This is a genomic window from Pseudonocardia sp. GCM10023141, from assembly GCF_042653605.1.
This window is the reverse complement of the sequence record NZ_JBHSIR010000087.1, coordinates 190929-207115: the sequence shown is the minus strand read 5'-3', so window position 1 is coordinate 207115 and position 16187 is coordinate 190929. Positions and strand designations below refer to the sequence as shown.

Below are 16187 nucleotides of genomic sequence, written 5' to 3'. Positions count from 1 at the left end.
CCTGCCTCACGCACAATCCCGAAGCATGGTCGCTGATGCCTCCGGCGCTGTCCGCAGCCTGATCCCCGCACGGATCGACAGGCTCCCCTGGTCGCCGTTCCACACCCGCATGGTGATCGCCCTGGGCGTCGCCTGGATCCTCGACGGACTCGAGATCACGGTGGCCAGCGCCATCACCGACACGCTGACGAAACCCGAGACGCTCGGCCTGTCGTCAGCGGCCGCCGGGCTGATCGCCACCGTCTACCTCGCAGGCGAGGTGGTCGGGGCGCTCTACTTCGGACGGCTCTCGGACCGGTTGGGCCGGCGGAAGCTGTTCATGCTGACGCTGGGCGTCTACCTGATCGGCAGCGCGCTCACCGCGCTGACGCTCGGCAACAGCCCGTTCTGGCTCGTGTTCCTCTACGCCACCCGATTCATCGCCGGAATGGGCATCGGCGGCGAGTACGCGGCCATCAACTCCGCGATCGACGAGCTGATCCCGGCGCGTTATCGCGGCCGCACCGACATCGCCGTCAACGGCACATACTGGGCCGGTTCCGTGATCGGCACGCTCGGCACGTTCATCCTGCTCAACGTCATGGACCCGGGCATCGGCTGGCGCATCGGGTTCGCGATCGGCCCGGTGCTCGGCCTGATCATCATCGTCGTCCGCCGGAGCCTGCCGGAGAGCCCGCGCTGGCAGATCATGAACGGCTACGAGGAGGAGGCCGAGAAGTCGATCGCCTACATCGAGGAGGAGGTCCGGTCGAGCGGCCGCGAGCTTCCGCCCGTCGACGAGACCCGGGCGATCGAGCTCAAGCCCGCCGACACCCACGGCTACCTCTCGCTCACCAGGGTGCTGTTCCGCGACTACCCGACACGCTCGATCCTCGGTGCCACGCTGATGATCACCCAGTCGTTCCTCTACAACGCGATCTTCTTCACCTACACGCTCGTGCTCGGCAAGTTCTACGGCGTCGCCTCGGAGTCCGCGCCCCTGTTCCTCATCGCGTTCGCGGTCGGCAACCTCGTGGGCCCGCTCGCGCTCGGGCACCTCTTCGACACCATCGGCCGCAAGACGATGATCGCCACCACCTACATCACGTCCGGGGTGCTGCTCGCGGTCACCGCCGTGCTGTTCCAGGCCAACGTGCTCAACGCCGTCACCCAGACCATCGCGTGGTGCGTGATCTTCTTCTTCGCCTCGGCGGGCGCGAGCGCGGCGTACCTGACGGTCAGCGAGATCTTCCCGCTGGAGGTCCGCGCCAAGGCCATCGCGGTGTTCTTCGCCATCGCGCAGTGCTTCGGCGCGCTCGGCCCGGTGATCTACGGTGCCCTCATCGGCGACGGCAGCAACCGCAGCGCCCTGTTCGTCGGGTACCTGCTCGGTGCCGGCGTCATGGTGATCGGCGGCGTCGTCGCCATCCTCTACGGCGTGGCCGCCGAACGGCTCTCGCTCGAGGAGATCGCCGCGCCGCTCTCGGCCACCGGCGGCGGCCGCACCGGCACCACCCGGGCGGAAGGGGCCGGCTCGCCCCGCAAGATCTGACGAACGGGCCGCGCTGTGGCGCGCACCTCACTCGTCGGGGTCGTTCCCACAGCCCGCCCACATCCGTGCCACAACGCCTGGACAGCGACGCTGGACAGTGTCGGCTCCATGAGTGCCGACCCCGCTACCGCGCCCCCTCCGACGGAGCGCAGGCCAGCGGCCGTTCTCGACGTCGTCGTCCCGGTGTTCAACGAGGAGCACGACCTCGAACCGTCGGTACGGCGGCTGCACGCCCACCTGACCGGGCACTTCCCGTACCCGTTCCGGATCACGATCGCCGACAACGCCAGCACCGACCGGACCCCCGCCATCGCACTGCGGCTCGCCGACGAGCTGGAGCACGTGACCGCGCTGCGGATGCCGGAGAAGGGCCGCGGCCGGGCGCTGCGCGCGGCCTGGTCGGCGTCGGACGCCCAGGTGCTCGCCTACTGCGACGTGGACCTGTCCACCGACCTCGCAGCGCTGCTGCCGCTGGTGGCCCCGTTGATGACCGGGCACTCCGACCTCGCGATCGGCACCCGGCTCGGTCGGGGCTCGCGGGTGGTGCGCGGCGCGAAGCGCGAGATCATCTCCCGCTGCTACAACCTCCTGCTGCACGGGGCGCTGGCCACCCGGTTCTCCGACGCGCAGTGCGGCTTCAAGGCGATCCGCGCGGACGTCGCCCAGCGGCTGCTGCCGCTCGTGGAGGACAGCGGCTGGTTCTTCGACACCGAGCTGCTGGTGCTCGCGGAACGGGCCGGGCTGCGCATCCACGAGGTACCGGTGGACTGGATCGACGACCCCGACAGCCGCGTCGACATCGTCGCCACGGCGGTGGCCGACCTCAAGGGCGTCGCCCGGTTGGGCCGGGCGCTGGCCACCGGCCGGCTGCCGCTGCACGAGCTGCGCGGCCAGCTGGGTCGCGACGCGCCGGCCGCCCCCGATGCGGGCGTCGCAGGCGTTCCGCGCGGACTCTCCGGGCAGCTCGTGCGCTTCGCCGCGATCGGGCTGGTCAGCACGCTGGCCTACATCCTGCTGTACGCCCTGCTGCGTGGCGCCTTCGGCGCGTTCGGCGCCAACGTCATCGCGCTCGTCGTCACGGCCGTCGCCAACACCGCGGCCAACCGCCGCATGACGTTCGGGGTGCGCGGTCGCGGCCGCGCCGGCGTGCACCAGTTCCAGGGGCTCGTCGTCTTCGGGCTGGGCCTCGCCCTCACCACCGGCGCGCTCGCCGTCCTCGCCAGGGTGGACCCGAACGCGAGCCAGCTCATCGAGATGGCCGTGCTCGTCGCGGCGAACGCGCTGGCCACCGTGCTGCGCTTCGTCGCGTTCCGGGCCTGGATCTTCCGCGGCAACCGCTCCACCACCACGACATCCCAGGAGATCTCGGCGTGACGACCTTGCTCGCCCCCACCGACTCCCCCCAGCCGCCCGCGCCGACCGGGCCCCGCCGACGCTCGCGGCCCGAGCTGATCGCGCTCGCCGTCCTGTTGCTCGGCACGGCCGTGCTCTACCTCTGGGACCTCGGCGCGTCCGGCTGGGCCAACAGCTACTACGCCGCGGCCGTGCAGGCCATGACGCAGAGCTGGAAGGCGTTCTTCTTCGGCTCGCTCGACACCGGCAACATCGTCACCGTCGACAAGCCGCCCGCGTCGCTGTGGGTGATGGCGCTGTCCGGGCGGATCTTCGGCTTCTCGTCGGTGAGCATGCTGGCGCCGCAGGCGCTGATGGGCGTCGGCACCGTCGCCCTGATCCACGCCTCGGTGCGCCGCGTCGCCGGCCCGGCGGCCGGCATCCTCGCCGGTGCCGTCATGGCGCTGACGCCCGTCGCCGTGCTGATGTTCAAGTTCAACAACCCCGACGCGCTGCTCGTGCTGCTGATCGTGGCCGCCGCCTACGCGACGACGCGCGCGATCGAGAAGGCCGGCACGCGCTGGCTGCTGCTGGCCGGGGTGCTGATCGGGTTCGCGTTCCTGGCCAAGATGGGGCAGGCGTTCGTCGTGGTGCCTGCGCTCGCGCTGGCCTACCTGGTGGCCGCGCCGACCGGGATCTGGCGCCGCATCCGGCAGCTGCTCGGGGCGGGCGTCGCGATCGTCGTCTCGGCGGGCTGGTGGGTGGCGATCGTCGACCTGCTGCCGGCGGCCGACCGGCCCTACGTCGGCGGCTCGCAGACCGACAGCGTGCTGGAGCTGGCCTTGGGCTACAACGGGCTGGGCCGGATCTTCGGCGGGGAGCGCGGCGGGTTCGGCGGGGCGGCAGCGGGCGCGGCCGGTCGGGAGCTCCCGGCGGGGTTCACCCCGCCGGCGGGCGGGGGCGGGTTCGGCGGCTTCGGCGGGCAGGCGGGCGTGTTCCGCATGTTCGGCTCCGAGGTCGGCACTCAGGTGTCGTGGCTGCTCCCGGCAGCGCTGATCCTGCTGGTGGCGGCCTTGTGGCTGGGGCGGCGCGCGCCACGGATCGACGGGACGCGGGCGGCGCTGCTGCTGTGGGGCGCGTGGACGCTCGTCACGATGGTGGTGTTCTCGTTCGCCGCGGGGATCTTCCACCCGTACTACACGGTGGCGCTGGCGCCCGGGATCGCGGCGCTGGTCGGCATCGGCGGCATGCAGCTGTGGCACCACCGCGCCACGTGGCCGGGGCGCGCGACGCTCGCCGCCGTCGTCGCGGTGACCGGGGTGTGGGCGTTCGTGCTGCTCGACCGGACGCCGGAGTTCCTGCCGTGGCTGCGCTGGGCCGTGCTGGCGCTCGCCGCCGTGGCCGTGATCGCCGTGCTCGTGGCGCCGAAGGGCAAGCGGGTGGCGACGGTCGCCGCGGTCGTCGCGCTGGCGGGGCTCGTGGCCCCCGCGGCCTACGCCGCCGACACCACCGGCACCGCCCACACCGGTGGGATGCCGACAGCCGGACCGGGCAACGCGGGCGGCTTCCCCGGCGGGGGGCGCGCGTTCGGCCAGGGTGCGGCCGGCCGCGACCGGGCCGACCGGGGCGGGTTCGCGCGCGGTGAGGCGGCCGGGGGTGCGGCCCGGGGCGGGGCGGCTCCGGGTGGGGCGGCTCCCGGCCGGGCGACTCCGGAGGGCGCGGCGCCGGGCGGAGCGGGCTTCGGCCGAGGTGGACCCGGAGAGGAGTCGAGCAACCCGGAGCTCACGGCACTGCTCAAGGCGGCGGGCACGACGTGGTCCGCGGCCACGATCGGCGCGCAGAGCGGGGCGTCGCTCGAGCTGTCCAGCGACACCGCGGTGATGAGCATCGGCGGATTCAGCGGCAGCGACCCGGCCCCGACGCTGGAGCAGTTCCAGTCCTACGTCGCGGGGGGCCAGGTGCGCTACTTCGTGGCGGGCGGCGGCGGGTTCGGCGGCGGCGGGTCGTCCGGCATCGCGGAGTGGGTGCAGCAGCACTACACCCCGACGACGGTGGGCGGGGCGACCGTCTACGACCTGGCGAAGCCGGTGGGCTGACACCGCGCCCGGGTATCGCATTGCAGGAAAGTCCGTCATGGCCTGCGGTCGCCATGAAAGACGAGAACCGGGACGTCGGCTGCGGATGGGGGGCGTGCCCCGCTCTACGGCGCCCTCGCCGGGCCGGCAGATCAACAGGAGGGGGTGCGCGCCGAGGCGCACAGGAGGGCCCGGCGTGGGGCGCTGCGGTGCGGGTGGGGTGATCAACGCCCACTGGTTCGGTGTTGACCATGACCCAGTAGGCGTTGATCTTCGTGACGGTAGTCGAGCGCGCACTGGCTCATGATCGAACCGGAACCTTTGCCGCAACGAGGTTGCAGCAAAGTGGCTTTCCTGCAAGGGGGCGCCGCCGGGCCCCGCAGCGAAGATCGCTTCCCGTCCCGCGGACGCTGATCTGGTGCAAGACTGTCGCCGTGGTGGACGACGTGGTGGGCAAGGCCGTCGCAGCGGCGCGGACACTCGCCGAGCAGGCGCTCGGATCCACCCGCGCGGTGGTGGAGCTGGCCCGTTCCGGCGTGCTGCGCCCGATCCGGCCCGACCGGATGCTGGGGATGGGCGGGGGTCTCCTGCGCTACGGCGTGACGATCGCCGCGGGCTATGCCGCAGGCGCGGCCCGCCACCCCGATCGCACCGCGATCATCGACGAGCTCGGCTGGCTCAGCTACGCCGAGCTGCACCGCCGCACCGACCGGCTGGCCAGGGCGTTCGCCACCACCGGGATCGAGGCCGGCGTCCGCGTCGGCGTGCTGTGTCGCAACCACCGCGGCGCGATCGAGGTCCAGGTCGCCGCCGGCAAGCTCGGTGCCGACGTGGTGCTGCTCAACACCGGCCTGCCCGCGGCGCAGCTGCCGGCGGTGGCGGCGGAGCAGCAGCTGCACACGATCGTCGCCGACGCCGAGTTCGCCCCGACACTGGCGCAGCTGCCCGCCGACTGCTCCGTGATCACCGCGTGGGGCGACGCCATCGACGGCGGTCCGACGCTCGAGACGCTCATCGCCGCCGACGGGCCCACCACGCTGCCGATCCGGCCCGCGAGCGGCCGCACGATCGTGCTCACGTCCGGCACCACCGGCCCGCCCAAGGGTGCCCGCCGCCCGGCCCCCAAGAGCCTGACGCCGGTGGCCGCGGTGCTCTCGGCGATCCCGCTCAAGGCGGGCGAGCCGGTGCTCATCGCCGCCCCGCTGCTGCACACCTGGGGTCACGGGGCACTGCAGCTGGCGGTGCTGCACGGCTCGCCCGTGGTGCTCACCCGCAAGTTCGACCCCGTCGGCTTCCTCGAGCTCGTCGAGCGCGAGCGCTGCGACGCCGTGTTCGCCGTGCCGGTCATGCTGCAGCGCGTGCTGGAGCTGCCCGCCGACGAGCTGGCGCGGCACTGGACCGAGCACCGGCCGCGGATCGTCGCCACCAGCGGCTCGGCGCTGCCCGGCGCGCTGGCCACGGCGTTCATGGACCAGTTCGGCGACATCGTCTACAACCTCTACGGCTCCACCGAGGTCTCGTGGGTGAGCATCGCCGGCCCGGCCGACCTGCGCACCGCACCCGGCACCGCGGGCCGGGCGCCGGCGGGCACCCGGCTGGTGGTGCTCGGCCCCGACGACGAGCCGGTGCCCACCGGTGAGGAGGGCCGGATCTTCGTCGGCAACGACATGCCGTTCGAGGGCTACACCCGCGAAGGCGCCGACGTGCCGCGCGCGGGCAACCTGCTCGGCACCGGCGACGTCGGCAGGCTCGACGAGAACGGGCTGCTGCACCTCACCGGCCGCGCCGACGACATGATCGTCAGCGGCGGCGAGAACGTGCACCCCGGGCCCGTCGAGGAGCTGCTGGTCGCCCGCAGCGAGGTGCGGGAGGTGGCCGTCACCGGAGCCGACGACGAGAAGTACGGCCAGCGGCTCGTCGCGTTCGTGGTGCTCGAACCGGGCCACGACGTCGACGCCGACACCGTCCGCGGGTGGGTCAAGGCCGAGCTGTCCCGATTCGCGGTGCCCCGCGATGTCACGTTCCTCGACGAGCTCCCGCGCAACGCCACCGGGAAGGTCATGCATCGGGAGCTGCGTGTGGAGGGCTGATCCCGATGGAGCGACAGGACACGCAGGTCGGACGGCGAGCGGTGCTGCGCGGCGCGGGCGTCGGCGCCGTCGTCGCGCTGATCGCGGCGTGCGCCCCCGCGCCCGCCCCGGCACCCACACCCACCCCGACACCCGCTCCCAGCGGCCCGCCGGACTGGACCGCGCTGCGCGGCAGGCTCAGCGGCACGCTGGTGCTGCCGACCGATGCGGGTTACGCCACGGCGCGGCTGGCCTACAACCCGCTCTTCGACGGTCACCGGCCCGCGGCCGTCGCGCAGTGCGCCACCCCGTCGGACGTCCAGGCCTGCGTCGCGGTCGCCGCGGCGTCGAGGTTCCCGATGGCCGCGCGCGGCGGCGGCCACAGCTACGTCGGCTACTCCACACCGGACCGGGGACTCGTCGTCGACCTCGGTCGGATGAAAACCGTCGACGTCCGGTCCGACGGCACCGCGGTGATCGGCGCAGGCGCGCGGCTCATCGACGTCTACGCGGGGCTCGCCGCGGCGGGCCGCTGCCTGCCGGGCGGCTCCTGCCCGACCGTCGGCATCGCCGGGCTGACACTCGGTGGCGGGATCGGGGTGCTCACCACCAAGTACGGGCTCACGATCGACAACCTCGTCGCCGCCACCGTGATCACGGCCGACGGGCAGCAGCGCACCGCGTCGGCCACGTCGGAACCGGACCTGTTCTGGGCGCTGCGCGGCGGCGGTGGCCAACTTCGGCGTGGTCACCTCGTTCACGTTCGCGACGGTGCCGATGCCGCAGCTGACGGTGTTCCAGCTCGGCTTCGCCGGCGCGGCGGTCACCGAAGTGCTGGGTGGCTGGCAGGGCTTCACGGCCACCGCACCCGACGAGCTCTGGTCCACGATGGGCATCAGCAGCGGCAACCCGCCCACGTGCCGGGTCAACGGGTGCTTCGTGGGGACGCCCGCGCAGGCCAACCCGCTGGTCGACGCGCTCGTGGCGGCCACCGGCGCGCACCCGGCCACCCGGACCGTCGCCGCCAAGGGCTACCTCGACGCCATGCGCTACTTCGGGGGCTGCTCGCAGTACTCGGTGGCGCAGTGCCACCCGTCCTGGAACGGCTCGGGGGAGCTCGGCCGCGAGAGCTTCGTCGCGTCGTCGCGGATCATGGCGAAGCCGCTGGCGGACCCGGGGCGGGTCGCCGACCTGCTCACCGGGCCTGCGGGTGTCGACGTGCTGCTCGACAGCATCGGCGGCGCCGCCGGCCGCGTCGCCCCCACCGACACCGCGTTCCCCCACCGCGGCTCGCTGGCCTCCGCGCAGATCTACGCCGCGACCACGCCCGCCGCGGCCGGCGCCGCCACGCAGCGCGTCGCCGAGGTGCGCAGCGCGCTGGGCGAGCTGGTCGGCGCCACCGGCTACGTCAACTACATCGACGCGGCGATGCCCGACTGGGCCACCGCGTACTACGGCGGCAACCTGGAACGGCTGCGGCAGGTGGCGCGCACCTACGACCCCGACCGGGTCTTCGGCTTCGGGCAGGGCCTCGCGTAACGCGCCCCGACGTCCAGCGCTACGCCACCGAGATGTCCACCGACGGCCGCAGCTTGGCCGCAGCCGCCAGCGCCTCGTGCACGGGGCTGGCGGCGAACGCCGCGGTCAGCGCGGTGTCGGCGGGCCGCCCGCTCGCCGGCAGCGCGATCTGCTCGTAGGCCGCCTGGAAGCGCGGGCCCCAGCGGCGGGTGCCCAGCCGGGCCGTCCGGGAGCAGTTGTCCACCATGAACGCGACGTTGCGCGCGTGCATGTAGGGCAGCAGCGAGTCGACGGCCTCGATGATCGACTCGTTGACGATCTCCGACCACGGGTGCCCGCGTTCGGCCAGCTCGTCGACCTGCGCCATCATCGTCGCCACGAAGACGCCCGCGGTGAGCGGGTCGGTCGCGAGGGTGCGGCCGCCGCGGCGCGCGTGCACCTCGTCGGCGGCGGCCCACATCGCGGAGCCGCCGATCTCGGTCATCGGCCTGCTCGTGAGGCGCTGCTCGGCGAGGATCACGCTGCGGATCTCGGTGCCGTCGGCGACCTCGTCGTAGATCTCGGCGACGAGGTCACGGGCCGGGCGGTAGGTGGCGCTGTAGGACCGGTCGAACGCCTCGCGCCCGGCGGCGTCCAGCAGCTCGCGCACCGCGGGCAGCCCGTCGCGGGAGATCGTGCGCGCGATGGGCCCGGTGACGTTCTCGCAGGAGCGCTCGTAGGCGAGCACCGCGTCGTCGCCGGCGAGCCGGAAGTGGCGGAACAGGCTCTCGACGATGCCGTGCACGGCCCCGAGCAGGATTGCCCGCTCGCCGACGATGTCGGAGCGGTACTCGCTCTCCAGCGTGGTGCGGAACGTGTACGGCGAACCCAGCGCCACCGACCAGGCCAGCGCGCGGTCGACGCCGTGGCCGTCCGGGTCGGCGTGCACCGCGAAGCTGCTGTTGATGCCGGCCCCGTTGATCTCCGCGCCCTGCAGGTAGAGGCGCCGGACGGAGTCGCCCATCCCCTTCGGACAGACGGCGATCACACCGTGCCCCTCCGGGAAGGCACCGCCCGTGGCACGCAGGTGCCCGAGCAGGAAGCCGTGCGACAGCCCGATCGTCGCTCCCGGCTTCAGCACGGCGAAGATCTCCTCGTGCTGGGCCGCGAGCGCCGCGTCGGCGATGAGCAGGATCAGCAGGTCGCTCTCGGCCGCGACGGTGAGCCAGTCCCCGAGCGTGCCGTCCTGCTCGCGGAACCCCTCGCGGCGGGCGTCGGCCAGCGACGACGAGCCGGGTCGCAGGCCCACCGCCACCGTGATGTCGGTTCCCGCCAGCGAGTCACGCAGGTTGCACGCCTGCGCGCGGCCCTGCGGGCCCCAGCCGATCACGCCGATGCGGCGCACCCCCGCGAAGGCCGCCGGCAGCTGCGGGAACAGGTTCCGGCCGCCCCGCAGGATGGTCTCGGTGCCACCCGGCACGCTCATCTCCTCCACGGGGAAGACGGCGGAGGTGAAGACGTTCGCAGTCGTCGCGCTCATGACACGAGTTGTAGGCTCAGGGCCGTCGTTCCGACAAGCGCAACATCTGCACCGACCCGTTCCTTGATCTGAAAGGTCCAGGTGAGCGGCCGTGCTCGACGAGCAGCGAGCCCTGCGGCTGTACCTGCACCTGTGCGGCACGCTCAACTTCGGCCGCACCAGCCTGGACTGCCACGTCAGCCCCGCCACGCTCACGAGGACGGTCCAGCGACTGGAGGCGCGGCTCGGCCACCAGCTCCTCGACCGCGGCCCCCGCGGCGTCTCGCTGACGGTGGAGGGCCAGCGCTTCCGCACCTACGCGGAGCAGTCCCTGCAGCTGTGGCACTCCTACCGCGACGACGACCCCGACCCCGTCGCGCTGAGCGGCGAGCTCACGATCTTCGCGACGGTCACCGCCTGCCAGGCGCTGCTGCCCGATCTGCTCCTGCCGTTCCGGACCGACCACCCGCACGTCCGGCTCGACGTGCGCACCGGCGACGAGGCGGCCGCCCTCGCCCGGCTCGACGAGGGTGAGGTCGACGCGGCCGTCGCCGGCATCCCGCACCGGCTGCCCGAGACGCTGGTGAGCCGGACGGTCGCCGTCACCGACCTGGTGTTCGTCGTGGCCCACACCGGCGGCCCCGACCACCCGCTCGCCGGCCCCTTCGTCCTACCCCACCGCGGACTCGTGCGGGAGGCCGCCGACCGCTGGCTGCGCGGCCGCTCCGCCACCGGCGAGGTGGCCGCCGAACCCGACGGTCACGAGGGGCTGCTGACGCTCGTGGCGCTCGGTTTCGGCACCGGCATCGTGCCACGGCTCGTGCTCGAGTCGAGCGTCGTGCGCGACCGGCTGCGGATCGTCGCGTCCGACCCGGCACCGGAACCCCTCACCGTCGGGCTGTGCGTGCGACGCGCCGACCTGCGGCGACCGCTCGTCGCGGCACTGTGGGGCGGCGCCGGACCGCGGAGCGCGACGGCCGCGGCGGAGAGGCGTCGCGGCTGAGGCCGTTGCAGGAACGGCTACCTGCGGCGCGTCCCGAACAGCCCGCGAGTGATCTCCCGGCCCAGCGAGCTGGCGGCCGAGCGCAGGAACGACTTCACCGCGGGCGAGCCGAGCACCTCGGCGATCATGCCCGGCTGCTCCTTCTCGCGGCGCGCGGGCGGCGGCGGGGCCGGGGCGTCGGCCGGAGCAGGGGCCGGCGGGGCGGCCATCTTGGCCGTCAGCTTCTCGTAGGCCGACTCGCGGTCCACGGTCTCGCCGTACTTGCCGAACAACGGCGACGCGTGCGCCGCCGCCGTGACGGCCTCCTCGCCGATGGCCGCCATCAGCGAGCGCGGAGCCCGCATCCGGGCCCAGGCGACGGGAGTGGGGGCGCCGGTCTCCGACAGCACCGTGACGATCGCCTCACCGGTGCCCAGCGAGGTGAGCGCCTTCTCCATGTCGTAGTTCTTGGTGGTCGGGTAGGTCTTGACCGTCTTGGCCAGCGCCGTCTGGTCTTCCGGCGTGAACGCGCGCAGCGCGTGCTGCACGCGCGCGCCGAGCTGCGAGAGCACCGCGTTGGGGATGTCGGTGGGCAGCTGCGTGCAGAAGAAGACGCCGACCCCCTTGGAGCGGATCAGCTTCACGGTCTGCTCGATGCGCTCCAGGAACGCCTTGGACGCGTCGTTGAACAGCAGGTGCGCCTCGTCGAAGAAGAACACCAGCTTGGGCTTGTCGAGGTCGCCCGCCTCGGGCAGCTCCTCGTAGAGCTCCGCGAGCAGCCACATGAGGAACGTGGAGAACAGGCGCGGGTTCGCGGCCTGGTCCGACAGCTCCAGCAGCGACACGACACCCTTGCCGTCGATGACGCGCAGCAGGTCGGACGGCACGAACTCGGGCTCCCCGAAGAAGTCCTCGCCGCCCGCCGCCTCGAGGTTGACCAGCGACCGCAGGATCACCCCCGCCGTGGCGGGCGAGACGCCGCCGATGCCCTTGATGTCGGCCTTGCCCTCGTCGGAGGTGAGGTGCTGGATGACCGCCCGCAGGTCCTTGGTGTCGAGCAGCGGCAGCTGCTGCTGGTCGGCCCAGTGGAAGATCAGGCCGAGCGTGGACTCCTGTGTGTCGTTGAGCTGCAGGACCTTCGACAGCAGGATCGGCCCGAACTGCGTCAGCGTGGCCCGCACCGGGATCGCCGAGCTCTTGCCACCCAGCGAGAGGAACTCCGCCGGGTACGCGGTGGGCGTCCAGTCGTCGCCGGTGTCCGTGGCGCGCGACGCGATCTTCGGGTTGGACTCCCCCGCCCGCGCCATGCCCGACAGGTCACCCTTGACGTCGGCGAGCAGCACCGGCACGCCCGCGTCCGAGAGCTGGCCGGCAAGGCCCTGCAGCGTCTTGGTCTTGCCCGTGCCGGTGGCACCGGCGACGAGGCCGTGCCGGTTGAGCGTGGCGAACGGGATGCGGACCTTGGCCGTCGGATCCACGACACCGTCGATGACGACGGCGCCCAACTCCAGTGCCGCCCCCTCGGTGGCGTACCCGGCCGCGATCTCCTGCGCTGCAGTGTTGCCCACGGCGCGGAGCCTAGTGGTTGCCTTTACCCCTCAGCACCCCGGACGCGCAACGTGACCGAATGATCACCTCTGCACCGCCGCCCGCGAGCGACACGCGACCGAACCGGCTGCCCAGCGCCGGTCAGGCATAGTCTGACCGGGTGAACGATCGTCTGGTATGGATCGACTGTGAGATGACCGGGCTGGATCTCGTCCGAGACGCCCTCATCGAGATCGCGGTGCTGGTCACCGACGGTGAGCTCAACGTGCTGGGAGACGGCGTCGACGTCGTGATCCACGCCGACGAGTCCGCGCTGGCCGGGATGCCCGACATCGTGCGCGAGATGCACGCCCACTCCGGGCTGACCGAGGCCGTCCGCGCCTCCACCGTCACCCTCGCCGAAGCCGAACAGCTCGCACTCGCCTACATCCGCGAACACGTGCCCGAGCCGCGCACCGCCCCGCTCGCGGGCAACTCCATCGCCACCGACCGCGGCTTCCTCGGCCGGGACATGCCCGAACTCGACGGCCACCTGCACTACCGCATGGTCGACGTCAGCTCGATCAAGGAACTGTGCCGGCGCTGGTACCCGCGGGTCTTCTACGCGAAGCCGGAGAAGGGGATGGCGCACCGCGCTCTCGCCGACATCGAGGAGTCGATCCGCGAGCTCGACTACTACCGGCGCACCCTGTTCGCACCCGCCCCCGGCCCCACCACCGAGCAGGCACAAGCCGTGGCCGCGGAGCTCGCGCGCGATCACTGACAACCCCCTTCGCCCCGGCCGCAGGACCACGCTAAGCTAGTCGCGTTCCCGGCTCGCCGGGAGCGAACATGGTGGGTGTAGCTCAGCTGGTAGAGCACCTGGTTGTGGTCCAGGGGGCCGCGGGTTCAAGTCCCGTCACTCACCCCATGTCGCGGCACCCCCGCCGCACGGCCTTGCGAAGCGCCTGATAGCGTTTTGCAAGCGCCGGGCGATGGGGCGCACGACATGATGCGCCGTTAGCTCAATTGGCAGAGCAGCTGGCTCTTAACCAGCGGGTTCGGGGTTCGAGTCCCTGACGGCGCACCAAACTAGCAGGTCAGAGCTTTGTCGCTCTGGCCTGCTAGTCATTTCAGGAGATCCACTCGTCGTTTACTCGACGCAAACCTCCTGGAGTGTCTGCCATGGCTCGTCCTCCCCTGGCCCTCGGGCATCACGGCACGATCACCACGAAGCGCGAGGACGGCCGCCGGGTGTCCCGCTGCCGGGTCCGAGACCTCGACGGTGTCACCCGCCGTGTGGCTCGGTGGGGCACCTCAAAGGCCGGCGCGCAGCGTGCCCTGCAGGACGACCTCCGCCGCCGGCACGGCGAGCGCGTCGAGGCGCTGCGGATGAACTCCCGCTTTCGCGACGCGGCCGACGTGTGGCTGAAGAAGATCGCCGAGAAGCGCGCGGACTCGACGCTCGACATCTACACGCACTGGCTCACCAAGCTGGCCCTCCCCCAGCTCGGCGAGCTGCGCCTGGGCGAGTGCGACGTCGCCAACATCGACGCCTTCTTCTCCCGCCTCCAACGAGCTCGACGCACCGTCACCCACGAGGACGGGACAACGAGCGAGAAGCCGCGCTACTCGGCCAACAGCCGGCGCACGGTCCGCAGCATCGTCTCCGGGATCCTCCAACAGGCCGTGCTCCACCAGGCCATTGCCACGAACCCGCGCACGCCGGCACCTCTCCTTCGGCCACGGCATCCACCTCTGTCTGCGGGCCGAGCTCTCCCGCACGGAGATCTCGGTTGTCCTGGCGACGCTGCTGGACCGCCACTGTCGCTGGAGCGCGTCCGGTCGACACCACGACCCAGCTGGAGGATGTGGTCGTCCCGGTGGCGGCACTGCTGCCGACGTGCGAGGCGCTGAGCGAGCTGTTCAACAAGCACGAATACGACCACGCGGTGAGCCGCGCGCCTCGACCGCCCGCCGGTAGCGGGGCGTTGATCGACTCGATCGCGTCGGTGCTGCAGATGACCTTTCGGATCTCGACGTCGTAGTCGAGGAACGGCACGAACTCCTATTACGCGGAGCGCCTCAACGCCACGGTGGCCGGGTACTGCCGCCGCAGGTCGAGGTGAACTCGTCGAACCGCGCCTGGGCGGCTTGCTCGGTCGGTGCGGGGTAGAACGGGCGCAGGTCCTTGCCCGTCTGCTCCCAGCGGCGGGAGGCGTAGCGGAAGGTGTTGCGGGTTCGACCGCCGGAGCTCGCCGGAGATCCAGGAGATGCACACCATTCTGCCGGTGGTCGCGTGCCGACTGTCTGCGTACCGACATACCCGGCTCGGACTCCCCCCGTGAGCAGACCGAGCTCAAGGTGCACGTCGCGGTTCCCGGCGCTGTAGGAGCTGGTCTTCACCTCGACCGTAACGGGCACCTGGAGGGCCTCGCGGAAATCGAGGAGCTCGGCGCGAACTGCTGCGGCTGACTCGCTCCCCCTGAACCCACCCGACGGCCCGGCGGGTGGGTGCAGCACGCCCTGGGTGGGGCCGCGGGATCTCACTAGCGTCGGCGACGCCGCAAGCGTGGGCCTTCCGGGCCCACCGGGACAGCCGGGAGGCTGGAATCAACATGTCGCGCAGGTGGCTCATCACAGGATGTTCGGGCGGGCTCGGACGGGTCCTCGCCGAGGCGGTCCTGGAGCGCGGTGATCAGGTCCTGGCGACGGCGCGGGACCCACGGTCGCTGGCGGACCTCGTGGACCGGTACCCGCAGACCTGCCGGGCGACGGCCCTCGACGTCACGAAGGAGGGTGCTGCCGCGGCGGCGGTCGCCCTCTGCGAGCAGGAGTTCGGTGGCCTCGACGTGCTGGTGAACAACGCCGGTCACGGCATGCTCGGTGCGATCGAGGAGGGGACACCCGAGGAGTACCGGCCACTGTTCGAGACCAACGTGTTCGGCGTGATCGAGACGACCCGGGCCGCGCTGCCCGCCCTGCGGAAGAGCGGCGGCGGGCGGATCGTCATGATGTCGTCCGGCGCCGGGATCGCCGGCATCGCGGGCGACGGCTACTACAACGCCACGAAGTTCGCGGTGGAGGGCCTCTCCGAGGCGCTCGCCCAGGAGGTCGCGCCGTTCGGGATCTCGACGACCATCGTGGAACCCGGCCCGTTCCGCACCGAGTTCCTGGGCCGGTCCATGCGGGTGGCCGCGGTCGAGATGCCGGAGTACGCCGGGACCGCCGGGCTCCGCCGCCGCTACCGCGCCGACCATGACGGGCAGCAGGCCGGTGACCCGCAGAAGGCGATCGACGTGATCCTCCGGGCGCTCGACGCCGAGCAACCGCCGCTGCATCTCCCCCTCGGTGATCGGGCCTACACGCTCGCCCGGACGAAGTTCACCGCCTTCCTGGAGTCGATGGACGAATGGGAGCCGCTCGCCGCGCGAACCGCGTTCGGAGATACCTGACCAGCCCGACGGTTGATCCTGGGCCAGCACGGGGCGGCCACCGGACGAGGTGATCTCGCCACCCTCGACGTGGAGGAGGATCGTGAACGTGGAGCAGTCGACGTCGGCGGTCTACGACCCGGCACAGGCCATCACGTTCGACAACGCCGCGGTGTCCGTGACGGATCTCGACCGGGCGGTCGACTGGTGGTCGCGGGTGT

At 72.2% G+C, this 16187-nt stretch carries 11 protein-coding genes, 2 tRNA genes and 2 pseudogenes; 12 read left to right on the top strand and 3 right to left on the bottom strand.

Annotation, left to right across the window (positions count from 1 at the left end; genetic code table 11):
* Positions 1-25: 25 nt before the first annotated feature.
* From ACFPFQ_RS47660 to ACFPFQ_RS47635, 6 genes and pseudogenes are all read left to right on the top strand, one after another.
* Positions 26-1531, top strand: coding sequence for an MFS transporter (locus tag ACFPFQ_RS47660; RefSeq protein WP_379629941.1), 1506 nt, complete (start codon positions 26-28; stop codon positions 1529-1531).
* 108 nt (positions 1532-1639) lie between these two features.
* Positions 1640-2905, top strand: a complete 1266-nt coding sequence (locus ACFPFQ_RS47655; protein ID WP_379629940.1) for a glycosyltransferase — start codon at positions 1640-1642, stop codon at positions 2903-2905.
* On the top strand, positions 2902-4959 hold the full coding sequence (locus ACFPFQ_RS47650) for an ArnT family glycosyltransferase (protein ID WP_379629939.1): 2058 nt from the start codon (positions 2902-2904) through the stop codon (positions 4957-4959). The genes ACFPFQ_RS47655 and ACFPFQ_RS47650 overlap by 4 nt, the downstream gene beginning before the upstream one ends.
* Positions 4960-5375: 416 nt before the next feature.
* Positions 5376-7028, top strand: coding sequence for an AMP-binding protein (locus tag ACFPFQ_RS47645; protein ID WP_379629938.1), 1653 nt, complete (start codon positions 5376-5378; stop codon positions 7026-7028).
* Between the two features lie 5 nt (positions 7029-7033).
* Positions 7034-7630, top strand: a pseudogene (locus ACFPFQ_RS47640) (FAD-binding oxidoreductase); the annotation flags it as partial.
* Between the two features lie 106 nt (positions 7631-7736).
* The gene (locus tag ACFPFQ_RS47635) at positions 7737-8546 is read left to right on the top strand and encodes a BBE domain-containing protein (RefSeq protein WP_379629937.1); all 810 of its coding nucleotides are present in this window, start codon (positions 7737-7739) and stop codon (positions 8544-8546) included.
* A gap of 19 nt (positions 8547-8565) precedes the next feature.
* On the opposite strand, the gene ACFPFQ_RS47630 is transcribed toward ACFPFQ_RS47635, so the two are convergent.
* Positions 8566-10044, bottom strand: a complete 1479-nt coding sequence (locus tag ACFPFQ_RS47630; RefSeq protein WP_379629936.1) for a ketol-acid reductoisomerase — start codon at positions 10042-10044, stop codon at positions 8566-8568.
* A 91-nt stretch (positions 10045-10135) separates the two neighbouring features.
* Here ACFPFQ_RS47630 and ilvY point away from each other — a divergent pair, with 91 nt between their 5' ends.
* The gene (ilvY, locus tag ACFPFQ_RS47625) at positions 10136-11026 is read left to right on the top strand and encodes an HTH-type transcriptional activator IlvY (RefSeq protein ID WP_379629935.1); all 891 of its coding nucleotides are present in this window, start codon (positions 10136-10138) and stop codon (positions 11024-11026) included.
* Positions 11027-11043: 17 nt separating this feature from the next.
* Here ilvY and ACFPFQ_RS47620 read toward each other — a convergent pair whose 3' ends face one another.
* Entirely contained in the window at positions 11044-12573 is a 1530-nt protein-coding gene (locus ACFPFQ_RS47620; RefSeq protein WP_379629934.1) for a helicase HerA-like domain-containing protein, read from the bottom strand.
* A gap of 140 nt (positions 12574-12713) precedes the next feature.
* Between ACFPFQ_RS47620 and orn the strand changes: the two genes are divergently transcribed.
* From orn to ACFPFQ_RS47600, 4 genes are all read left to right on the top strand, one after another.
* Positions 12714-13316, top strand: a complete 603-nt coding sequence (orn, locus tag ACFPFQ_RS47615) for an oligoribonuclease (protein ID WP_379629933.1) — start codon at positions 12714-12716, stop codon at positions 13314-13316.
* Positions 13317-13387: 71 nt separating this feature from the next.
* Positions 13388-13463: transfer RNA gene (locus ACFPFQ_RS47610), tRNA-His, on the top strand.
* A gap of 83 nt (positions 13464-13546) precedes the next feature.
* A tRNA-Lys gene (locus tag ACFPFQ_RS47605) sits at positions 13547-13622 on the top strand.
* 95 nt (positions 13623-13717) lie between these two features.
* Entirely contained in the window at positions 13718-14449 is a 732-nt protein-coding gene (locus ACFPFQ_RS47600) for a hypothetical protein (protein ID WP_379629932.1), read from the top strand.
* A gap of 39 nt (positions 14450-14488) precedes the next feature.
* On the opposite strand, the pseudogene ACFPFQ_RS47595 reads toward ACFPFQ_RS47600, so the two are convergent.
* A pseudogene (locus tag ACFPFQ_RS47595) lies at positions 14489-14770 on the bottom strand (transposase); the annotation flags it as partial.
* A 380-nt stretch (positions 14771-15150) separates the two neighbouring features.
* On the opposite strand from ACFPFQ_RS47595, the gene ACFPFQ_RS47590 reads away from it, so the two are divergent.
* Positions 15151-15987, top strand: a complete 837-nt coding sequence (locus ACFPFQ_RS47590) for an oxidoreductase (RefSeq protein WP_379629931.1) — start codon at positions 15151-15153, stop codon at positions 15985-15987.
* Positions 15988-16187 lie beyond the last annotated feature (200 nt).

What these genes read in the sequence shown, in the direction of transcription:
- ACFPFQ_RS47660 (WP_379629941.1), top strand. Translation starts at nt 26, where the DNA reads ATGGTCGCTGATGCCTCCGGCGCTGTCCGCAGCCTGATCCCCGCACGG.
- ACFPFQ_RS47655 (WP_379629940.1), top strand. Translation starts at nt 1,640, where the DNA reads ATGAGTGCCGACCCCGCTACCGCGCCCCCTCCGACGGAGCGCAGGCCA.
- ACFPFQ_RS47630 (WP_379629936.1), bottom strand. Translation starts at nt 10,044, where the DNA reads ATGAGCGCGACGACTGCGAACGTCTTCACCTCCGCCGTCTTCCCCGTG.
- ACFPFQ_RS47600 (WP_379629932.1), top strand. Translation starts at nt 13,718, where the DNA reads ATGGCTCGTCCTCCCCTGGCCCTCGGGCATCACGGCACGATCACCACG.
- ACFPFQ_RS47590 (WP_379629931.1), top strand. Translation starts at nt 15,151, where the DNA reads ATGTCGCGCAGGTGGCTCATCACAGGATGTTCGGGCGGGCTCGGACGG.